Source organism: Sorangium sp. So ce887 (assembly GCF_051521455.1).
Classification (GTDB): Bacteria; Myxococcota_A; Polyangia; order Polyangiales; family Polyangiaceae; genus Sorangium.
In genome coordinates this window covers 2,637,200-2,658,052 of the sequence record NZ_CP150354.1, presented here as the reverse complement: position 1 = coordinate 2,658,052, position 20,853 = coordinate 2,637,200, and the positions used below count along the sequence as shown (strand labels likewise).

Below are 20,853 nucleotides of genomic sequence, written 5' to 3'. Positions count from 1 at the left end.
ACGGTCCCTGTCAGAACAGCGACAGCACCCCGGTGATCGGGGACACGAGATCGTGGGCGAACTGCGTGACCTTCGTGGCCACCTTGGTGCCGCCGAGTGCTCCGATCCACTTGGACTGGCCCAGCGTGACCAGTACCAGGGCGGTACTCGCGGAGGAGGAGGCGAACTTGCTGCTGGTGAACCCGTACTCGATTCCGGTGAAAAGGGTGCTGAGACCGGCGGTCCCGATAGATGTGTACGCGAGCACCCCCGCGAGCTTGGCCGCCGGGGGGAAGGCTAAGCAGTTGAGGCCGAGGATGGCGGAGGCGAACCCGGTGGCGATGCTGACGTAGTTGAACTCAGAGCCCCTCGTCGCCGCGCCCGCGCGCGACCCCAGACAACGACCGCGTCCGACCGTACAAGCGCAACCTCGCCGACGTGTTCGTTTCGAAGGAGGCGCTCCCGCGCGTCCTCGAAACAGCAAGCCAGAGGTGAGGTAGAGGGACGCTACGATAACAAATCCGGGAATATGTTCGCATCGAGTTGCGGAAGTCACCGCCGAAGGCGACGACGCGGCGCTCGTATCTCGGATACCTGAGCCTGCTCGCGCTCGAATTGAAGAACCAGCTCGCCGGGCGTGCGACACAATGAACTTTTCCACCGAAAGAGCGGCACGATTATATGATGTGAACGAATTTTCCACCAATCCAGGTAGCCATTGAGAAGCCATTTCAGAGGCGGGAACTGCCTTGACTGCCTGCTCGCAGGGGGTTGAAACCCCTGGCTCCACGTACGAAGTTCCCTCCGGAGACTACGGTCTCCGTGGCATACATTCAGGCGAAAATTCCCATAGTCCGCGAAGCGGACTTTGTATGTATAGCCCGGTGTTTCAACCCCGGGCGATCGTCCGGCCTCGGCGTTAGGCGTCGTTCTGAGATGGCGCCGGGCTAGTTTGCCCAAATAGGTTTACGGCAAGACGGGAAGACAAGAAGATCATCGACATCTTCTTCCTACCTTCGCACCTTTCCGCATTCCTGTTCAGATTGGCCCGCTGCCGGCGCCCGGGCAGCATTTGCGTTCTCGACAAACGCCCACGTGCGATGCTATCAGCATTGTCGAGCCAGTGCGACTCGGCAAACAAAGCGACCATGGTCATGAACAAGGCAAGCGAGCAGGACCATCATCTCCTGTTCAACCTGATACCGCACTTGGTGTGGATCGGGCGGCCGGATGGTTCCATAGAGCACTGTAATGACAACTGGGTCGAGTACACCGGCGTGGATCCGGCCAAGGGCCCAGGCCGCGGGTGGTGCGAGGCGGTTTCGCCGCGCGATGCGCACCGCACGCGCGCCGCGTGGCAGCACGCTCTGACCACCGGCGATCTCTTCGAAGCGGTCTGCCGCCTGCGCCGTGGCTGCGACAGCTCGAACCGCTGGTTCCTCACCCGCGCCCGGGCGCTTCGCGACGCCGAAGGCCGCGTGGTCCGCTGGATCGGGACATGCACCGATATCCATGACCAGAAGCTCATCGAGAAGGCCCTTCGCGCGAGCGAGGAGCATCTTACCGTGGCTCTGACGGCCGCGGAAATGGGCACCTGGCGCGTGGAGGTCGCCACCGACATCGAGCACCGAGACGCCAACCTGAACCGCATCCTCGGCCTTCGTGCGGTACCGTCCACCCAGGCTCGGCGCGATTTCCTGGCCCGGGTACACCCCGACGACCGCGAGCGCCTGGTCCGAGCCGTGGGGCAGACGCTGGTCGGGGCCGTGTTCGACATGGAGCTCCGCTTCGTCCGGGCCGATGGCGCGAGCCGCTGGGGGCGCTACCGCGGCAAGGTGCTCGCCGACGAAACCAGCAAAGGCCCGCTCATGACCGGCGTCCTGGTCGATATCACCGACCTCAAGCTCGCCGAGGAGCGGGCGCACGACGAGAGCCGTATCAACGAGACTCTCTACCGGCTGGGTGCCTCGTTCGCCCGGGAGCTCGATGAACCCAAGCTGGCCCAGCTCATCCTCGATGAGGCCACGGCCGTCGTCGATGCCACGTGCGGCGCCTTCTTCGTCGTGGACGATGAAGCTTTCCACCGCTTCCGCTCCCATACGTTCTCGGGAGCGGAGCCGAACGCCCTAGCCAGCCTTCCCGCGCAGCAGATCACACAGCTCCTTGCCCAACTGCTCCATGGCTCCGGCGTGAGCCGTTGTGACGACACGCGTGAGGATCAGCGATATGGCGCCTTGGGCCCCGAGCATGCGGGCCATCCCTCCGTGGTCAGCTTTCTGATCGTATCCATCACCAACCGTTCCGGAGATGTCATCGGCATCCTGCTGTTCGGGCATTCTGAGCCCGCGCGCTTCACAGCCCGCCATGAGCGCATCGTGAGAGGCATCGCCACGCAGTCCTCGGTCGCCCTGGAGAACGCCCGCCTCTACCACGCGGTGGTCGCGCGCGAGACCGAGCTCGCCGCCGCCTACGCGATAGCCAAGGCCGCGGATCGTCGCAAGGACGAGTTCTTGGCCATGCTCGGCCACGAACTGCGCAACCCGCTCGCCCCCATCGCCACCGCCGTGGAGCTCATGAGGCTCAAGGGCGTCGTCGACCTGAACAAGGAGCGGGAGGTCATCGAGCGCCAGGTCAAGCACCTCTCGCGCCTGGTCGACGATCTCCTCGACATCTCGCGTCTCGTCCGTGGCAAGATCGAGATCGCCAGTGAGCTGCTCGAGCTCGGCACGGTGGTGACCAAGGCCATCGAGATGACTAGCCCGCTATTGGAGAAGCGGGCGCAGAGGCTCGCTGTGGACGTGCCCGGGCAAGGCCTGCTCGTGCAAGGCGATCCGGTGCGCCTGGTCCAGGTGTTCCAAAACCTGCTCACCAACGCAGCCAAGTACACGCCGCCGCATGGTCATATCACGCTGCACGGATATCGCGAAGGCAACGAAATCGTCGTGCGTATGATCGATAACGGAATGGGCATGTCACAGGCCATACTCGGCTCGGTGTTCGAGCCCTTCGTGCAGGGCGATCGTGCGCTCGATCGCTCCGAGGGCGGGCTGGGCATCGGCCTGTCTCTGGTGCGACGCCTGGTGGGGCTTCATGGCGGTACGGTCCTCGCTTCGAGCGCGGGCCAGGGAAAGGGCAGCGAGTTCGTGGTCCGGTTACCCATGGCCGAGGCCGACAGCGCCGATGGGCAGGTCCGTCCGGCGTTCGTAACGAAGGCCGCTGCCGTGCCCGCGGCCGCGCCGCGGCGCGTGCTCATCGTGGACGATAACGCCGATGCGGCCGCGACGCTGGGTGGTCTCCTGCGACACCTCGGCCACCACGTCGTTGTTGCACACAATGGCCCCGATGCACTCGCGCTGCTGAACAGCGCTCAGCCCGATACGGCGCTCCTCGATATAGGATTGCCGGTCATGAACGGCTACGATCTCGCCAAGCGGATGCGCGAGCGCATAACAGCCGACGAGCTCCTGATCGTGGCCATCTCCGGCTATGGCCAGGAGCACGACCGGGAGCGCAGTCTGGCAGCGGGGTTCGATGATCATCTGGTGAAGCCCGTAGAAACGAACCGATTGCTCGCCGTCTTCGAGCTGGGGCGTGTCCGCGGATGCGACCGGGCGAGGTCGAGCGAAACAGGCTGAAGACATCCGCTGCACCCGTCTGGAGTGCGAGTCGTCCGTCCACAACCGCAAACAGCCATGCACGGACAAGCACGAGAGGCGAAATGCGCCAGCGACCCGCTAGATGAGAGCCAGATGAGCTCCGCGGTAGGGTCGGTCATCGGGTGCTACGAGATCATCCGCCCGCTGGGCCGAGGGGGGATGGGCGAGGTGCTCCTCGCCCGGGACACACGTCTCGGTCGCCTCGTGGCCATCAAACTGCTCACCTGCCCCAGCGAGCAGCGCTTCCTCTCAGAGGCGCGCGTGACGGCCCAGTTCAGCCACGAGAACATCGTCACCATCTACGAGATCGGCCAGCACAATGGCTATCCGTACATGGTGCTCGAATATCTCAAGGGCATGACGCTGCGCCAGTGGGTCGATGAACGCGCCGAGCGCTCCCGGGACGCAGGAGCCGGGCCGTCGGGCACCGACGCCTCCGGACTGCCACCAGGCCGGGCCGCCGAGCTGATGATCCCGGTGGTGCGGGCCATGGTGAGCGCGCACGCGCTGGGCATAGTCCATCGCGATCTCAAGCCCTCGAACATCATGCTGACCGACACCGGTCTCATCAAGGTGCTCGACTTCGGTATCGCCACGCTCCTGGACTTCCCCGAGGCGGGCCGTGAGCCCAGGGACACGCTCGTGGAGCTCGAAGCCTCGCAGACGCAGAGCACCTCCAACCGCCGCGTCGGCAGCATGCCCTATATGTCGCCCGAGCAGTGGAACGCGGGCAGCGTGGATCATCGCGCCGACATCTGGGCCGTGGGCCTCATCCTGGCCGAGCTGGTGCTGGGCCACCATCTGCTGGCGCCGCTGTTCGTGGATAGCCTGCGCGCGGTCGGTGACCTGGATACCGCGATGCCCAGCATGCTCGAGATGCGCCCGGAGCTCGGCAAGCTGAGCTCGATCATCGATCGATGCCTGCTCAAGCGTAAAGAAGACCGGATCGGCACGGCCCGCGAGCTCCTCGAGGAGCTGGAATCGCTCGCCATCGGCCGTCGCCGCGCCCCCGTGCAGGCCGAGGAGCAAGCTCCCCCCTACCTGGGGCTTTCGGCGTTTCAAGAGAGCGACGCGACGCGCTTCTTCGGCCGCACCCGGGTGCTCGGCCAGGCGGTGACGCGCCTTCGCGAGCAGCCGCTGCTGGTCGTCGTGGGGCCCTCGGGCGCGGGCAAATCCTCGTTCGTGCGCGCCGGGCTCATCCCCGCGCTCAAGCAGACCGGGGATGCCTGGATGGCGTTGATTCTCCGGCCCGGGACCCACCCGCTGACCACGGTGGCCGAGCTCTTGCTGGCCCATGGGTGGCAGACCTCGACGGAGAGCGCCGACCCTCGGCTCGCGCAGAGAGCGGAGAGCAGCGACCGCGCCGAGCTTCTGGCGCGTCTGCGCGCCGAGCCCGGGCTCCTTGGCGCGCAGCTCCGCGCGCGCGCCCGCCGCAAGCGCGCGCGCATCCTGCTCTTCATCGACCAGGGCGAGGAGCTCTACACCCTGGCTGCGGCCGATGAGCGCGGGGCGTTCCTCGCCAGCCTGGCCGGTGTGGCCGACGACATGGCCTCGCCCCTGCGGGTGGTGATTGCGCTCCGCTCGGACTTCCTGGACCGAATGACCGAAGCCCACGCGGCCATGGCCGAGTTTGGCCGCGGGCTCATGCTGCTGCCGCCGATGGACCGCGAGGGCCTGCGTGAGGCGCTGATGCGGCCGCTGGACGCCTTGGAGTATCGCTTCGAGTCTCCCGGTCTGGCCGAGGACATGCTCGATACGCTGGAGCACACCGCGGGTGCGCTGCCGCTCTTGCAGTTCACGTCGGCCCGGCTCTGGGAGCGCCGGGATCGCACGCGGCGCCTGCTCACCGACGTGAGCTATCGGCAGATGGGCGGCGTGGCGGGCGCCCTGGCCAGTCATGCCGATACGGTGCTGGGCGCGATGTCACCGAGTGAGCGCAAGCTGGTGCGGACGGTGCTGCTGCGCCTGGTGACCCCGGAGCGCACCCGCGCGCTGGCCAGTGTCGGCGAGCTGCGCGAGCTCGGCGCGGGCCCGGTAGACATGAGCGCGGACATCGATCGCGTGCTGGGGCGCCTCATCGAGGCGCGGCTGCTCACGGCCGAGTCGAGCGGCGAGATCGATGCGACGGTGGAGCTGGTGCACGAGTCGCTCATCACCAGCTGGCCCACGCTGGCGCAGTGGCTGACGGACCACCAGGACGATGCGGCGTTCCTCGCGCGGCTGCGCCACGCAGCCAAGGAGTGGGAGGCCAACGGCCGCGCCGAGGGGCTGCTCTGGCGCGGACAGACGGCCGACGAGGCCCGGCGGTGGCAGGCGAGGTACAGCGGCGGGTTTGCGCCGGCCGAGCAACGCTATCTCCAGGCCGTGCTCGACCTGGCCGAGCGCTCGCGGCAGCAGCGGCGCCGGATCGTGGCCGGCAGTATGGGGCTCCTCGTGCTGGTCACCGCGAGCATGTCGTATCTGGCCTGGCAGATGCGCGTCGAGGCCACCCGGGCGCAGATGGAGGCCGTCCTGGCGCGCGACATGACCCGGCTGGCCGCGGCGCGCGCGAATCAGGACGACCCGACCACCGCGGTGGCCTTGTTGCGCGAGATCGAGAGCCCTGACCCGCCGCGAGGGTGGTCCGAGCTGGCCAAGCATGTCCTCGATGCCGGAGTCGCCCCCACCGTGCTGCTCGGCCACTCCGATGCCGTATTGCAAGTGGCGTGGAGCCCGGAGGGCACGCGCATCGCCTCGGCCTCATGGGACAACACCGTGCGGGTGTGGAACGCCGATGGCTCGGGTGAGCCCCTCGTCCTCCGGGGCCACACCGACGGGGTCGATTCGGTGGCGTGGAGCCCGGACGGCACCCGCATCGTCTCGAGCTCCCACGACAAGACCGTGCGGGTGTGGAACGCCGACGGATCCGGTGCTCCGCGCGTCCTCCGAGGCCACACCGACCAGGTCTGGGCGGTGGCGTGCAGCCCCGATGGCACGCGTATCGTCTCGGGGTCCACGGATGGGACCGTGCGGGTGTGGAACGCTGATGGCTCCGGCGTACCTCTCGTCTTGCCGGGCCATTCCGCCTTGGTCGCTTCCGTGGCGTGGAGCCCGGACGGCACGCGCATCGTCTCGGGCTCGTGGGACAAGATCGTGCGGGTGTGGAACGCCGATGGCTCCGGTCCTCCGCTCCTCCTCCAGGGCCATACCGACAACGTCTACTCGGTGGCGTGGAGCCCGGACAGCACCCGCATCGTCTCGGGCTCGTACGACAAGACCATGCGGGTGTGGAACGCGGATGGCTCCGGCGCACCCCAGGTCTTGCCGGGCCACTCCGACTGGGTCACGTCGGCGAAGTTCAGCCCCGACGGCACCCGCATCGCCTCGAGCTCGTGGGACCACACCCTGCGGGTGTGGAATGCCGACGGCTCCGGGTCTCCGTTCGTCCTCCGGGGTCACGCCGGCGCGGTCTGGTCGGTGGCGTGGAGCCCCGATGGCATGCGCATCGCCTCGAGCTCGTATGACGGCACCGCGCGGGTTTGGAATGCCGATCGCCACAGCGCCCCCCTCATCATGTCAGGCCACTCCGATAACCCCTGGACGGTGGCATGGAGCCCCGATGGCACCCGCGTCGTCTCGGCCTCTTACGACAAGACAGTGCGGGTATGGAGCGCTGACGGCTCCGGCCCTCCCCTTGTCCTCCGCGACCACTCCGACTGCGTCCGGTCGGCGGCGTGGAGCCCCGACAGCACCCGCATCGCCTCGGGCGCGCAGGACAAGACCGTGCGGGTTTGGAATGCCGACGGCTCGGGTAAGCCCCTCGTCCTCGAGGGCCACTCCAGGTGGGTCCAAGGGGTGGCGTGGAGCCCGGACGGCGCCCGCATCGCGTCGGTCGCGAAGGACAGGACCGTACGGGTATGGAATCTGGGTGGCTCCGGGGAGGGGTCGGGTGCGCCCCTCCTACTCCAAGGGTACTCCGAACTCGTCAACAAGCCCCCTGGTGACGACTCGAGCCCGCCCCAAGTCAATTCGGTGGCGTGGAGCCCGGACGGCACCCGCATCGCCTACCCCTCCTGGGAGAACACCGCGTGGGTACGGAATGCCGACGGCTCGGGTGCGCCCCTCGTCCTCCAGGGCCACTCCGACCACGTCTTGTGGGTGGCGTGGAGCCCGGACGGCACCCGCATCGCGTCGGCCTCGAACGACAAGACCGTGCGGGTGTGGAACGCTGACGGCTCCGGTGCTCCGCTCGTCCTCCGGGGTCACTCCGACCAGGTCCTGGGGGTGGCGTGGAGCCCGGACGGCGCCCGTATTGCCTCTAGCTCGCACGATGGGACGGTACGGATATGGAACGCCGATGGCTCGGGTGAGCCCGTCGTCCTCCAAGGCCTCGCCGGCGCGGTTTGGTCGGTGGCGTGGAGCCCGGACGGCACGCGCATCGCTTCCAGCCATGGCGATAAGAGCGTGCGCGTATGGCGCGACCTCCGACCCGTCAACCGGTATGATCCGAGGCTGTGGACCGCGACCACTTACTGCCTGCCAATTGCCGAGCGGCAGCGCTTCCTGGGGACGAGCGAGCAGGTCAGCCAAGAGGAGCATGCCCAGTGCGTGCGACGGGTAAAGCAAGCGTCCGCTCCCTCATCATGAGGCCTCCACGGTGCTGCCCTCTGCCCGATCGCGTCCCTGCGCCGCGGTAGCCTCCGCTCCAGCGCTGCCCTTCTCCGCTCCAGCGCTGCCCTTCTCCGCTCCAGCGCTGCCCTTCTCCGCTTCCGCGCTGCCCTTCTCCGCTTCCGCGCTGCCCTTCTCCGCTCCGCGGTGCCCCCAGGCGCCACAGACCCCCGGTGCCCCCCCGGCGTGGAGCCCCGATCGCCTCGAACCCCGGGGGTCCTCGACCGCCATCGTGATAAGCGTCGCCGCACCATGCAGGCGCCCGACACCGACCCCCCCGCGCCCCCGGCTCCGCCCCAGGACAGCGCCCCCCCGGCCCCCCCGACCGCGGAAGCCCCCGCGCGCCCCGGCCGCGGCGCCGCCGCCTCCCCGCCCCCGCCGCCCCGCCGATGGGCCGTCGGGCTGCTCAGCGCCCTCCACGCCCCCGTCTTCGCCTGGGCCGCGCTCTCCCTCCCCTTCCGGCCGTGGACGCTCTTCGCCGTGGCCACCGCCGCGCTCGCCCTGCTCCACGCCGCGACCGCCGCGCTCTCGCTCCTCCCCCACCCCCTCGCGCCGCGCGCCTTCCGCGCGACGTCCTTCGCCTCGCTCGGCTACCTCGCCTTCCTGAGCTTCGGGCTCCTCTCCTCCGCCGTCTACGTCGCCTCGCTCAACCGCGGCCTCGGCACCGGCATCGCCGCGGCGCTGCTCGCGGTCTGGGCGGTCGTCGCGCTCCTCACGCTGCCGCTCGCCTGCTGGGGCGTCGCCTCGACCGGCGGCCTCCGCCTGCTCCGCCCGAACCGCCGGCCCTCACCCGCGCTCGCCGCGCTCGCCGCGCTGGCGCTCCTGGCCGCCCTCTCGCTGCTCTTCCGCCACCGCGTCGCCAAGGCCGACGTCCTGCCCGTGCCCGGCGGCGCCCCGTCGCGCACCGGGGCGGCGCTGCGCGAGGCGCTCTCGTCCTTCGGCGCGCTCCCCGCCCCGCCGGCCAAGGCGCCGTCGCTCATGACCACGGCGCCGGCCGCGTGCGCCGCGCCCCCGGAGCCCGGCCGCCCCACCCTCGTCGTCACTCACCTCGCCCGCGCGAAGGACTCCGAGCGCGCCGCCGCCGCCACCCGCTGTCTCCAGCCCGTGCCCGGCGAGGACCCCGCTGCGGCGCTGCGCGGCGCGCTCGCCGAGGCGCTGCGCGGCCCCCTCAAGATCGACGTCGTCTCGGCCGTGCAGCCGCTCGACTCCCCCGGCCCGGGCCTCGCGGGGCTGTCGCTGCGCCCCGGGCTCGACGGCGTTTGCCTCGCGGAGCGGTGCCTCCTGCCGTGGCAGCTCATCGCGCTCGACGCGTTCAACACGAACGCGCCGCTCGCCGGTGTCCCCGACTTCCGCTTCGGCGTGGACCTCGCGGTCCTGCGCCGCGCCCTCGGCGAGCCCGAGCCGCCCGGCGGCCACGGCCCCGCCGGCCCCGACGACGCCGCGCTGAGGAGCGGCCTCGCGCGGATCGAGACGCTCAGCTACGCGGTCGACGCCGCGGGCGAGCTCCACCTCCTGTCCCGGATCGGCGAGCCGTCGGTCCCGCTCACCGAGGCGACCGCCCAGCGGGCGGCGGCCGCGGCCCAGCGCTACATCCTCGGCGCGCAGCGGAAGGACGGCATGTTCCGCTACATCGTCGACCCGTTCACCGGGCGCGCCTCGTTCGACGGGTTCTCGATCGCGCGGCAGGCCGGCACCACGCTCGCCCTGTGCGAGCTCGGGAGCGGCGAGGGCGGCGCGCCGGCGCCGCCGGCGCTCGGCAAGGCGGTGCAGCGCTCGCTCGGGCTGCTCGCGAAGCTGGAGCGCAAGGCCGGCGAGGGCGGCGCCGTCGGCGCGCTCTTCTACCCCCCGGACAACCCCGGGAGCGTCGCGAACCTCAACCCCACGGCGCTGAGCCTTGTCGCGTTCCTCTCGTGCCGCGACGTCGTCGGCGACGCGCACGACGCGCTCATCGGGCGGCTCGCCCGCATGGTGCTCGCGACGCAGCGGGACGATGGCGGCTTCGCGCCGCAGCTCGACCTCGAGCGCGTCGCGCCGATCCTCGGCCCGACGCAGCTCTACGAGGGCGGCCAGTCGGTGCTCGCGCTCACGCTGCTCGAGGCGCTCGCCGCCCGCGAGCCGAGGCCCGAGCTCCCGCCCCCCGCCGCGGTGCGCGCCGCCGTCGACCGGGCCATGGACCACTACGCGAACCGCTACTGGGACCATTTCGCGAGTGATTTCGTGTACATGGAAGAGAACTGGCACTGCCTCGCGGCGCGCGCGGCGCTCGGCCACCACCGCCGGGACGACTACGAGCGGTTCTGCCTCGACTACGTGGCGTTCAAGTCGCGGCTCGTGCTCGACGAGGACAGCGAGGTGGCGCCCGATCTCGTGGGCGGATACGGGTTCGGCAACGTGCTGCCGCCGCACAACACGTCGACGGCGGGTTTCGGCGAGGCGCTGGCCGCGGCGATGGCGGTGAAGGAGGGGCGCGGCGAGGATCTCGCGCGGGACCGGGCGCTGATGCAGCGGGTGCTCGGCTTCCTCGTGCGGCAGCAGTGGTCGCCCGCGACCTGCTTCGCCTGCAGCCGCGACGTGATCATCGAGGGCGGCTTCAGCGAGAGCATGGCGTCCCCCCGGATCCGCATCGATTACGTGCAGCACGCCTGGGCCGCGCTCGGCCACGGGGGCAGGATGCTGGGGCTCGTGCCCGGGCGGAGCGCGCCGGCGGCGGGGCCGCTGTGAGCGCGGGCGGAGGCGGAGAGACGGCCGGGAGCGCGGCTGCGGGCGCCGGGGCGGCCGGGAACGCGACCGGGGGCGGGGCGGCTGCGAGCGCGGCCGCGGGCGGGGCGGCTGCGAGCGCGACCGCGGCCGCCGGAGCGCCCCCGGGCGAGGGCGCTCGATGGGGCGAGCGCAAGGCCTACGCGTACGGCGTGACCGCGGGGCTCGTGCTCCTCATGCTCGCTCCGCTGTTCCGCCGCCCTCCCGCCGACAGCTTCCCGCTGTCGACCTACCCGATGTTCTCGTGGGGTCGCCACGACGCGCGCACCGCGGTGGAGCGCGCCATCGGCGTGGACTCCCGGGGCGAGCGGCGGCCGATCCCGCCGCGCCTCGTGGGCAGCGAGGAGGTGCTGCAGGCCAAGGCCACGCTGGCGCAGAGCATCCGCCAGGGCGCCCGCGCGGCGCGCGCGCTCTGCCGCGGTATCGCGGCGCGCGTCGCGGAGCAGGACCGCTACGCGGACGTCGTCAAGATCGAGATCCGGACCGACACCTTCGATGCCGTGGCGTTCTTTGACGGGCAGGAGGCCCCGGTCGACTCGAAGCTCCACGCGACCTGCAAGGTGGGCGCGCGATGATGAGGCGGCTCCTCGACCGGTTCGACCGCGCCTTCTTCGCCGAGGCGCCCGCCGAGCGGCTCGCGATCTTGCGGCTCCTCGTCGGCGGCTTCGCCCTCGTGTACCTCTGCGTCCGCGCGGTGCACCTCCAGCGGGTGGGCCACCTGCCTCCGGGGAGCTTCAGGCCGATCGGCGTCGTCTCGGTGCTGTCCGCGCCGCTCCCTCTCTGGGCGGTGCGCGCCTTGATCGGCGGGGCGATCGCGGCCGGCGCGGCCTTCGTGGCCGGCTACCGGTTCCGCGTCACGGGGCCGCTCTTCAGCGCGCTGCTGCTCTGGGTGCTGACCTACAGGAACTCCTGGGGCATGGTGTTCCACACCGAGAACCTCCTCGTGCTCCACGTCATCGCGCTGAGCCTCGGCGCAGCGGCCGACGCGTTCTCGCTCGACGCGCGGGCCGCGCGCCGCGCGGGCGTCGCCCCGCCGGCGCCGGACGGCCGCTACGGCTGGCCGATCCGGCTGTTCTGCGCGATCACGGTGACTTCGTATTTCATCGCGGGGGTCACCAAGCTCCGGAACAGCGGGCTCGACTGGGCGCTGAGCGACATCCTCCGCAACTACGTCGCTTACGACAACGTGCGGAAGATCGCGCTCGGCGACACCCATTCTCCGCTCGGCGGCGCGCTGGTCCGCTACCGGTTCCTGTTCCCGCCGCTCGCGCTCTGCAGCCTGGCCATGGAGCTCGGCGCGCCGCTCGCGCTGTTCAGCCGGCGCATCGCCGTCGTCTTCTGCGGCGCCGCCTGGCTCTTCCACCTCGGCGTGCTGCTGACGATGGCGATCCTGTTCCCCTACCCGCTGCTGGGCATCGCGTTCGCGGGGTTCTTCGAGCTGGAGAAGCTGCGCGATCTGAGGCGCCCGCGCCGCGCGGGGCCTGCGTCGAGGACGGGAGCTCGCGAGAGGCTCTCGCAGGCGCGAGAGCCCCTCTGAGAGGCGGGAAGGCGGGAAGAAAACCTTATTGATCTTCCTGACTCCCCGTCTTCATGTGAAACCTCTCTGGGCACATGACAGCTCCCCCTCCCGCGCGCCGCCTGCGCCGGTGGCGGGCAGCGCTATCCTCCCGATTGACCCTCTGAGCCATCGGCTGCCGCTGCATGCAGCGACATCGGCGCTGGCGCCCCCCGCGCCGCTACGCTTCTTCGGCGGGCGCGTCGTCGAACGGCTCGCACACGACATAGATCTTCTTCCCGCTCGGATGGATCGCGAGCGTCGCGTAGCGCTCGCACGCGACGCACTCCCGCACGTCCGTCGCCTCCCCTCGACGCGGGCAGCTCACCTGCCGTGGCTCCGCGCCGCCACCTTCGATCTCGAGCCACGCCAGCTTCTCCGGTGCATCCAGACGACAGTTCATCGCGCCCTCCTCCCGCGGCCATCGGCCGATGAAGGGTCTTTTGCAATCACCGAGCCGCGCGAGGGTGCACCGCGGCACAGGCGAGGCGAACCGTCCGGGCCAACTCCCGGTCGCATCTTCTGCCGTGGATCCCGCGTCCCGCCGCCCCCCCTTCCGACCTGCCGGTGCGCATCCGGCGGGCCGAGCGGCCGGTCGGCCTGCCGTGACGCACGCCGTGCGGGGGAGGGCGCACGGCGTGCACCCGCGAGGAGCGCGATCTGCCGCGCACTCTGGGCCTTCACGCCGGCGAGCCGGATGGCGCACCGTTTGCTGTGATGTGCATTGCGGCTCTTCGGAGGGGATCACCATGGCAGACTGGCTCGTCGTGCTGCTGGCGACTGCCGGCGGCGTTGGATCGCTGGTCGTCTGTACAAGACACCTGCTCGCCCGGCGGCATTACCGCGCCTCGGAGGTCACCCTGGTGTGCCCACGGACCGGTACCCCGGCGCGGTGCCAGCTGGTCGCCGACGGGCGCTCGGGGGAGCTCGTCGAGATCACGCGGTGCTCGCTGGCCCCGGGCGGGGTGCCCACGTGCGAGCAGGACTGCGTGAAGCTCCTGAACCTGGGCATCCGGCTCGCACCCGTCGATCCAGCGCGCCGCGGCGAGCACGCCGGCGCTCGCGACGCCGGCGCCGGCGAGCCGCCCGGCCCTGACGCGCCCTGACGCGCGCGGCGCGCAAGGCATGCGCCGCCGCGCAATCCCTGCAGCGCGCAGCGCGCCGCGCGGCCGTCGCCGCCGGGGAGCCTCGATGGAACATGGCGTGCTCTCGACCCGGGATCATGGCTTCCCAGACCCAGACGATCTCGACACGCTCCTCTGGCAATCTGCCGATCGCGCTTCTCCTCCTGGGGAGCGGCGCCCTCTTGTGGATCCGCGCCGCGCTGCGCGACTCGGACGCGCTGGTGCTGCTCCCCGGCGCCGAAGGCTGCCTGACCGCCGGGATCGTCGGCGTGCTGCTCGCGCTGCTGCACGGCATCCCCTACCGGACAGCGCTCCTGTCGATCGCGGCCCCGCTCGTCCTCGTGCAGGTCCTCGCCAGCGAGCTCGCGGGGTCGTCTTTCCTCCCCGTGGTCGGGATCGAGCTCACCGCCCTGGGCCTCTTCGGCCTGCCGCTCTCCCGACTGCCGCGCCGCCGCGCTGCCGCGACCCGTCCCGTCCGCTCGCTGCGCGAGGCGCCCCCGTCGCCCTCGTGAGCCAGCGCCGACATCACTCGTGAGCCAGCGCCGACATCAGAGGACGCGCGGCGGCGCATCACCGGCGTCCGCGCGGCGAACGACGGCCCCGCCCGGGCGGGCAGGGCCCTCGCCGCCGCCGCGGATCAGAACTCGAACTTGTCGAACGAGTTCAGGTCCTTGCACGCGTCGACGAGGCGCGCGGCCACGCCCTTCTCGCCGAGGTGGAGCCAGCCGCGCGGGTCGATGTACTTCTTGTTGGGCTTGTCCTCGCCCTCGGGGTTGCCGAGCTGCGACTTCAGGTAGGCGCCCTTGTCGTCCATGAACTTCTTGATGGGCTGCGTGAAGGCCCACTGCGTGTCCGTGTCGATGTTCATCTTGATGACGCCGTAGGACACCGCCTCGCGGATCTCCTCGCGCGACGAGCCGGAGCCGCCGTGGAACACGAAGTCCACCGGCTTCGCGCCCGTCTTGCGCTCCTTCTGGATCGCGTCCTGGGAGTTCTTCAGGATGGGCGGCCGGAGCTGCACGTTGCCCGGCTTGTAGACGCCGTGCGTGTTGCCGAACGACGCGGCGACCGTGAAGTTGCCGATCGGCTTGAGCGCGTCGTAGGCCGCGAGGACCTCGGCCGGCTGGGTGTACAGCTTGGAGTTGTCGATGCCGCTGTTGTCGACGCCGTCTTCCTCGCCGCCCGTGACGCCGAGCTCGATCTCGAGCGTCATCTTGAGGGCCGCCATCTGCCGCAGGTACTTCTGACAGATCTCGAGGTTCTCATGGAGCGGCTCCTCGGACAGGTCGAGCATGTGCGAGGAGAACAGGGGCTCTCCGTTCTTCTCGAAGAACTTCTTTCCGGCCTCGAGCAAGCCGTCGACCCACGGCAAGAGCTTCTTCGCGGCGTGGTCCGTGTGCAGGATGACCGGCACGCCGTAGGCCTCGGCCAGGTTCCGCACGTAGTGGGCGCCCGCGATCGCGCCCGCGATGGCGGCCTTCTCGCCCTTGTTGTCCAGGAACTTGCCGGCGAAGAAGTGGGCGCCGCCGTTCGAGAACTGGACGATGACGGGGCACTTGGCCTCTCGGGCCGCCTGGAGGGCGGCGACCGTGCTGTGCGAGCCGATCACGTTCACGGCCGGCAGCGCGCACTCCACGCTCTTCATGTACTCGAACAGTTCCTGAAGAGCGGAACCAGTGATCACGCCGGGCTTGAGCTTCAACTTGGACATGGCACCTTGAATCCTTGTTCCTTGCTCGGGTTGCGCTGAGCATGCAACGCGGCAACGGAAAGCGGAAGGGTGGATCGGATCCCCAGGGCGGGCGCGTCGGGTACCATCGCCAAAGCTCCGGGAGCAAGCGGTTTCTCCCGTGCCGCAGCTGCAGACTTGAAGCATCGCGTCACCGCCGGTGACCGGCGCGGGACGAAGCGGCTCCGAAAACCGCCCTGAGATGTCAAGCGCAACCAGCACGCCTGGATGTCACCCGCGCCACGATCGCAAAAAATCGTTCAATTTCAACATGTTAGCACTGACCCAGGGGACGGCTCGCGATTGACGCCGCCGGGGAGGTGGGCCATGGCGGACGCACGCCCTATGACCATCGAATGCGCAACGATCGCGAAAAGGATTCGCACTCGGGCCGCCTGGCTCGGCCTGGTTGCGTCGCTCGTCCCCGGGGTCGCCGGCTGTGGTGATGACGAGCACAGCCCATCCGGCGGCACCGGGGGCGGGCAGAGCGCCGGTGGCGGCGGCCTCGGCGGCGAGGGTGGTTTTGGCGGCGGCCTGGGGGGCAGCGGCGGCCTCGGAGGCAGCGGCGGTCTCGGCGGCGAGGGTGGTTTTGGCGGCGGCCTGGGGGGCAGCGGCGGCCTCGGAGGCAGCGGCGGTCTCGGCGAAGGCGGCCTGGGCGGCGGCGGTGGCGAGCCGGGCGACGAGCATCGTGTCACGTCTCCCGGCGGCGAGCTCGTCGTGACGTTCGATGTTCAGGGCGGAGTCCCCTCCTATTCGGTCGAGCGCGCAGGGAGGGCCATCCTCGCCGACTCCGCGCTCGGCCTCGGTCTCGGCGATCTCGGGTCGCTCGGCCGCGACGTGCGCGTCGCCGGCGCGGATCGGCGGGCCGTGGATTCGACCTGGAACCCGGTGTGGGGCGCCGCCTCCGAGATCCGTGAGCACTACAACGAGCTCACGGTTCATCTGGAGTCGAGCGCTCCGGCGAGGCGCCTCGACATCGTCTTCCGCGTCTTCGACGACGGGCTGGGCCTCCGTTACGTCATCCCCGAGCAGGAAGGCCTCGGCGAGCTCGCCATCACCTCCGAGGACACCGAGTTTCGCTTCGCCTCGGACGGCACCGCCTGGTGGACGCGCGCAGACTTCGAGGGCGACGAGTCGCTGTACAACCGCGGCGCGCTCAGCGCAGTCCAGAATGCCAATACGCCCATGACGGTGCGGCTCGCGGACGACCTCTACGTGGCCCTGCACGAGGCCGATCTCGACGATTACGCCGCCATGACCCTGGAGGCGCTGCCGGACGCGCCCCACGCCTTCCGGAGCGCGCTCGTGCCGGCGCAGAGCGGCCCGGAGAGCACCGCCGTCAAGGCGCGGGTCACGCTGCCCTTCGAGACGCCGTGGCGCACCCTGACCGTCGGCGCCGGCGCGGGGCGCCTCATGGAGTCGCACCTGATCCTCAACCTCAACGACCCGTGCGCCATCTGCGATGGCGACCTGTCCTGGCTGCGGCCGGGCAAGTACATGGGCGTCTGGTGGGAGATCCACAAGGGCCTGTCGACCTGGGAGCCGGGCGAGCACGTCGGCGCCACGACCGAGAACACGCAGCGCCTCATGGACTTCGCGGGCGAGCACGGCATCCCGTACGTCCTCGCCGAGGGCTGGAACCAGGGCTGGGACGGCGGCTGGACCGACATGGATTACACCGCGTCGAACGACCGCTTCGACCTCGAGGAGGTCGTCGCGTACGGGGCGGCGCGCGGGGTCGGCTTCGTCGCGCACATGGAGACCGGCGCCAACGTCGACGGCTTCGAGGACCAGCTGGACGAGGCGTTCGCGCTCTACGAGTCGCTCGGCATCCACGCCATCAAGACAGGATACGTCGGCAACATCCCGGGCCATCACCACTACAGCCAGCGCATGGTGAGCCATTACGCCGAGGTGGCGAGGCGGGCCGCGGACCACGGGATCATGGTCAACGCGCACGAGCCCATCAAGCCGACCGGGGAGGAGCGCACGTATCCCAACTTCATGAGCCGCGAGGGGGTGCGCGGCATGGAGTACGAGGCGTGGAGCGACGGCAACCCCGCCTCGCACACGCTGACGATTCCCTTCACCCGCATGCTCGGGGGCCCGGTCGACTACAACCCCGGGATCTTCGAGATCCTGTGGGCGCCGGAGAAGATCCCCGAGAGCCCCTTCGCCGGGAACCCGCCCGCCCGGGTGCACACGACGCGCGCGCACCAGCTCGCCCTCTACGTCATCCTGCTCAGCGGGCTGCAGATGGTGACCGACATCCCCGAGCACTACGAGGGGCAGCCCGAGCTCGCCTTCATCGAGCAGGTCCCGGTGACCTGGGACGAGACCCGCGTGCTGAACGCCGCGATCGGCGAGCACACGACCGTCGCGCGCCGGAGCGGGAACACCTGGTACCTCGGGAGCGGCACCGACAGCACCGCGCGCGCGCTCCAGATCCCGCTCGATTTCCTCGGCGAGGGGGCCTTCGTCGCCGAGACGTACACGGACGACGCCGAGGCCGACTACGACACGCGCCCGACCCTGGTCGCCCGGAGCCGGTTCCTTGTCACGCCCGCCGACACGCTTGTCGCGGCCATGGAGGCCGGCGGCGGCCAGGCGGTCCGCCTCCGCCCGGCGACCTCCGAGGACACGGCGAGCCTCGAGGTCTACCGGGAGCCGAGCTACGTGGTCGAGGAGGTGGCGCTGCCGGCGAGGGTCGTGGAAGGCGACTTCGTCGCGGTGACCGCCGAGGTGACCAACCTGGGCAACCTCGTCGGCGGCGACACGGTCGCCCTCACCGTGGACGGCGCCCCGGTCGACGCGCGCTTCCTCCGGATCAACGCCGACGAGACGGCGACGGTCGGCTTCGAGATCCGGCTCTCCGCGCGCGGGACGGTCAGCGTGGCCGTGGGCGACGCCGCGCCCGTGACCGTGACGGTCATCTCGCGGGACGAGGCGCCCCCGCCGCCGGCCGACCTGCGCGTCACGGACACGAGCGCCGCGTCGATCGACCTGGCCTGGGCGTCGGTGCCGGGGGCGGTCGCGTACCGCATCTACCGGCACCTCCCCGGCGGGCTCTACGGCGGGACCCCGCACGCCGAGGTGGACGGCGCGCTCACGACGTTCGCGGACACCGGGCTGATCGCCAACCAGACCTATTTCTACATCGTCCGCGCCGTCCACGCGGACGGCACCGAGTCGCCGGCGTCGAACGAGATCGCGCAGGCGGCGATGCCCCGGCGGGTGCCGGTCACGTTCCGCGTCTGGGCTCCGCCGGAGACGCCGTCCCTGGACGCGATCTACGTGCCCGGCAGCATCGACGCGCTCGGCCCGTGGGACCCGGGCCTCGTGCCGATGACGCGCGTGGGCGGCGGGATCTGGGAGACCACGGTCGAGATCCCCGAGGGGACCGAGCTCCAGTACAAGTACGCGCGCGGCGCCTGGGAGCGCGTGGAGTGGTGGGGGAGCATCACCGGGGTCAGGAACCGCGCCGTCGCGATCCCGCTCGACGGCGGCGCCCAGACCGTCGACAACACCTCCACGGCGTGGGACGACGGCGCGGTCGCCGACATCGAGAAGGGGGTGCGCTTCTGGCGGGATCCGCTCGTGTCCGGCACGGCGCCCGCGGACGGCGCCGTGGTCGCGGCGACGCCCGCGATCGAGGTCGGCTTCTCGCGCGACATCGATCCGCAGGGCGCGAGCGGCTACGACGGCTCGGTGCAGGTGGCGCGCGACGGCGAGCCGGTCGCGGGCGCCGTGGCCGAGACCGCGCCGGGCCTCCTGATCTTCACGCCCGCAGCGCCGCTCGCGCCGGGCGCCTACGAGGTGGTGGTGTCCGACGTGAAGAGCGCCCTCGACCTCGACAGCGTGTCGATGCAGGCGCCGTACGTCTTCGGTTTCACGGTAGAATGACCATCTCACGGCAAGATTGCGCTCGCCGCGCCGCCCGTCCGGAGATCCGCATGCAGGCCCAACCCGCGTCGCCCGAAGAGCTCCTCGCCTCCCTCGCGGAGGCCGCACAGGACCTGCTGTTCCCAAGCGAGTCCGATCACCCGCTCGAGCCGTTCCGATCGCGCGGGGACGCGTCGTCGCCGGACGCGCTGCTCGCGGCCGAGGGCCTCGCCGCGGAGACGCCGGTCGAGGTCACGACCGCGAGCGACTTCTTCGCGCCCGTGATCGAGCCGCCCGAGGACGCGGGCGAGGCGGCGCTGGCCGAGGCCGGGCGGTACCGGCGGCTCGCGGAGCTCCTGGAGCGCCACATGACCGACCTTCGCGTCTACCGCGTGGGGCGCGTCGCGATCGACGTCTACGTCCTCGGCCGCCACCCGTCGGGCGCGTGGCTCGGGCTCAAGACGAAGGTCGTCGAGACGTGATCGACGGCGGGCGCGCCGCTCAGCGGCCGCCTGCGGGCCCGTCGTCGGTGCGCGCCTCGAGCGTGCGCTGCACCGCCTCGGGGAGGGCGGTCAGCATGTCGTAGCCCGCGCGCCGCTCGATCTCGTCCACCGTCGTGCGGTACTGCCCCCAGCCCTGCTCCAGGATCCCCGTCTCGTTCGGCATCACCGCCGCGATGACCCGCGTCGCCGGCCCGATGTCGTCCGGCCCTTGCCCCGGCTCGAGGACCACGGCGATCTTGAAGAACGCCTCCGGCACGGCGACGCCCTTGCCGAGGGTGGCCGCGCGCCCGCGCTCGTCGAAGAGGCCGCCGGCGATCACGAACAGCACGCGCCGCTCCTTCTGCGCGAGCTCCTGGCACGCCTCCTCGAGCCGGAGCCACGGACCGGCGTTGAGCTCGTGCCGCTGCGGCAGGATGTTCGTGAGGAGGAACGTCGCCTTGTTGTCGTCGGGGGTTCGCGTCCGCTCCTCGGAGCGGACCATGTGGCCGCGATCGAAGCCGGAGCCGGTGTAGTCGTCGTGCTGCACGCGGTACCATCCGTCCGGCAGCGCCGCGTCGGCGAGGAACTTGCCCCGATGGCGGGGCGTGTCGCCGAACGAGGCGGCGTCGAGCCGCCAGCTGACCCAGTTCGCCACGTTCCTGGAGCGGTTGTACGAGAGGGCATACTGGGGCTTGATCATCAGGTGATCGTCGGACGCCGGCGCCTCGGCCCGGGCGGCCCGCGCCCCCGTGCGGGCCGGCACGCCGAGCTCGAGATGGGCGCTCTGCGCCGGCGGCCGCGGCGAGGGCGCGCCCTTCGGCGGAGCGCCCTTCGGCGGCGAGGGGCCGGTGGATCGGCCCGGCGAGGGGGATGGCCTGGCGGGGCTGTCCTGGCCGAAGTCCAGCCCGAGCCCCTCGAGCCCGCGCTCCAGGCCGCACTTGACCCCCGCCGCGCTGAGCCCGGCCACGACGAGCGCGACGAGCGCGCGCGAACCCCAGGACTTTCGTTGTCGCCTCTTTGAGCCCACGTAAGCGCTTCCGGC

Annotated in this window: 13 protein-coding genes; 9 read left to right on the top strand and 4 right to left on the bottom strand. The window is 70.8% G+C overall.

Translation table 11 applies throughout. The features are described from left to right. Positions 1–10: 10 nt before the first annotated feature. Entirely contained in the window at positions 11–247 is a 237-nt protein-coding gene (locus WMF36_RS10110; protein WP_437579397.1) for a hypothetical protein, read from the bottom strand. Between the two features lie 880 nt (positions 248–1,127). Between WMF36_RS10110 and WMF36_RS10105 the strand changes: the two genes are divergently transcribed. From WMF36_RS10105 to WMF36_RS10085, 5 genes are all read left to right on the top strand, one after another. Continuing rightward, positions 1,128–3,614, top strand: coding sequence for a PAS domain-containing protein (locus WMF36_RS10105; protein WP_437579396.1), 2,487 nt, complete (start codon positions 1,128–1,130; stop codon positions 3,612–3,614). 57 nt (positions 3,615–3,671) lie between these two features. Next, a complete protein-coding gene (locus WMF36_RS10100; protein ID WP_437581883.1) occupies positions 3,672–8,261 on the top strand; it encodes an nSTAND1 domain-containing NTPase in 4,590 nt (1,529 codons plus the stop codon). Positions 8,262–8,534: 273 nt separating this feature from the next. Further along, positions 8,535–11,003, top strand: coding sequence for a hypothetical protein (locus tag WMF36_RS10095; RefSeq protein WP_437579395.1), 2,469 nt, complete (start codon positions 8,535–8,537; stop codon positions 11,001–11,003). Continuing rightward, positions 11,000–11,614: a hypothetical protein gene (locus tag WMF36_RS10090; RefSeq protein WP_437579394.1), complete on the top strand. Its 615-nt coding sequence runs from the start codon at positions 11,000–11,002 to the stop codon at positions 11,612–11,614. The genes WMF36_RS10095 and WMF36_RS10090 overlap by 4 nt, the downstream gene beginning before the upstream one ends. Beyond that, a complete protein-coding gene (locus WMF36_RS10085; protein WP_437579393.1) occupies positions 11,611–12,576 on the top strand; it encodes an HTTM domain-containing protein in 966 nt (321 codons plus the stop codon). The genes WMF36_RS10090 and WMF36_RS10085 overlap by 4 nt, the downstream gene beginning before the upstream one ends. 199 nt (positions 12,577–12,775) lie before the next feature. Here WMF36_RS10085 and WMF36_RS10080 read toward each other — a convergent pair whose 3' ends face one another. Continuing rightward, the gene (locus tag WMF36_RS10080; RefSeq protein ID WP_437579392.1) at positions 12,776–12,997 is read right to left on the bottom strand and encodes a hypothetical protein; all 222 of its coding nucleotides are present in this window, start codon (positions 12,995–12,997) and stop codon (positions 12,776–12,778) included. Between the two features lie 346 nt (positions 12,998–13,343). On the opposite strand from WMF36_RS10080, the gene WMF36_RS10075 reads away from it, so the two are divergent. Together WMF36_RS10075 and WMF36_RS10070 are read left to right on the top strand one after the other, a co-directional pair. Next, positions 13,344–13,700, top strand: a complete 357-nt coding sequence (locus WMF36_RS10075) for a hypothetical protein (protein WP_437579391.1) — start codon at positions 13,344–13,346, stop codon at positions 13,698–13,700. A 116-nt stretch (positions 13,701–13,816) separates the two neighbouring features. Beyond that, positions 13,817–14,230, top strand: coding sequence for a hypothetical protein (locus tag WMF36_RS10070; protein WP_437579390.1), 414 nt, complete (start codon positions 13,817–13,819; stop codon positions 14,228–14,230). A gap of 125 nt (positions 14,231–14,355) precedes the next feature. On the opposite strand, the gene fbaA is transcribed toward WMF36_RS10070, so the two are convergent. Then, a complete protein-coding gene (fbaA, locus tag WMF36_RS10065; RefSeq protein ID WP_437579389.1) occupies positions 14,356–15,429 on the bottom strand; it encodes a class II fructose-bisphosphate aldolase in 1,074 nt (357 codons plus the stop codon). Positions 15,430–15,792: 363 nt separating this feature from the next. On the opposite strand from fbaA, the gene WMF36_RS10060 reads away from it, so the two are divergent. Together WMF36_RS10060 and WMF36_RS10055 are read left to right on the top strand one after the other, a co-directional pair. After that, a complete protein-coding gene (locus WMF36_RS10060; RefSeq protein WP_437579388.1) occupies positions 15,793–19,350 on the top strand; it encodes a glycoside hydrolase family 97 catalytic domain-containing protein in 3,558 nt (1,185 codons plus the stop codon). 50 nt (positions 19,351–19,400) lie between these two features. Beyond that, on the top strand, positions 19,401–19,811 hold the full coding sequence (locus tag WMF36_RS10055) for a nuclease A inhibitor family protein (protein WP_437579387.1): 411 nt from the start codon (positions 19,401–19,403) through the stop codon (positions 19,809–19,811). 19 nt (positions 19,812–19,830) lie between these two features. Here WMF36_RS10055 and WMF36_RS10050 read toward each other — a convergent pair whose 3' ends face one another. Beyond that, positions 19,831–20,838 carry a DNA/RNA non-specific endonuclease gene (locus tag WMF36_RS10050; RefSeq protein ID WP_437579386.1) on the bottom strand — a complete coding sequence of 336 codons (1,008 nt, stop codon included), beginning with the start codon at positions 20,836–20,838 and terminating at the stop codon, positions 19,831–19,833. Positions 20,839–20,853 lie beyond the last annotated feature (15 nt).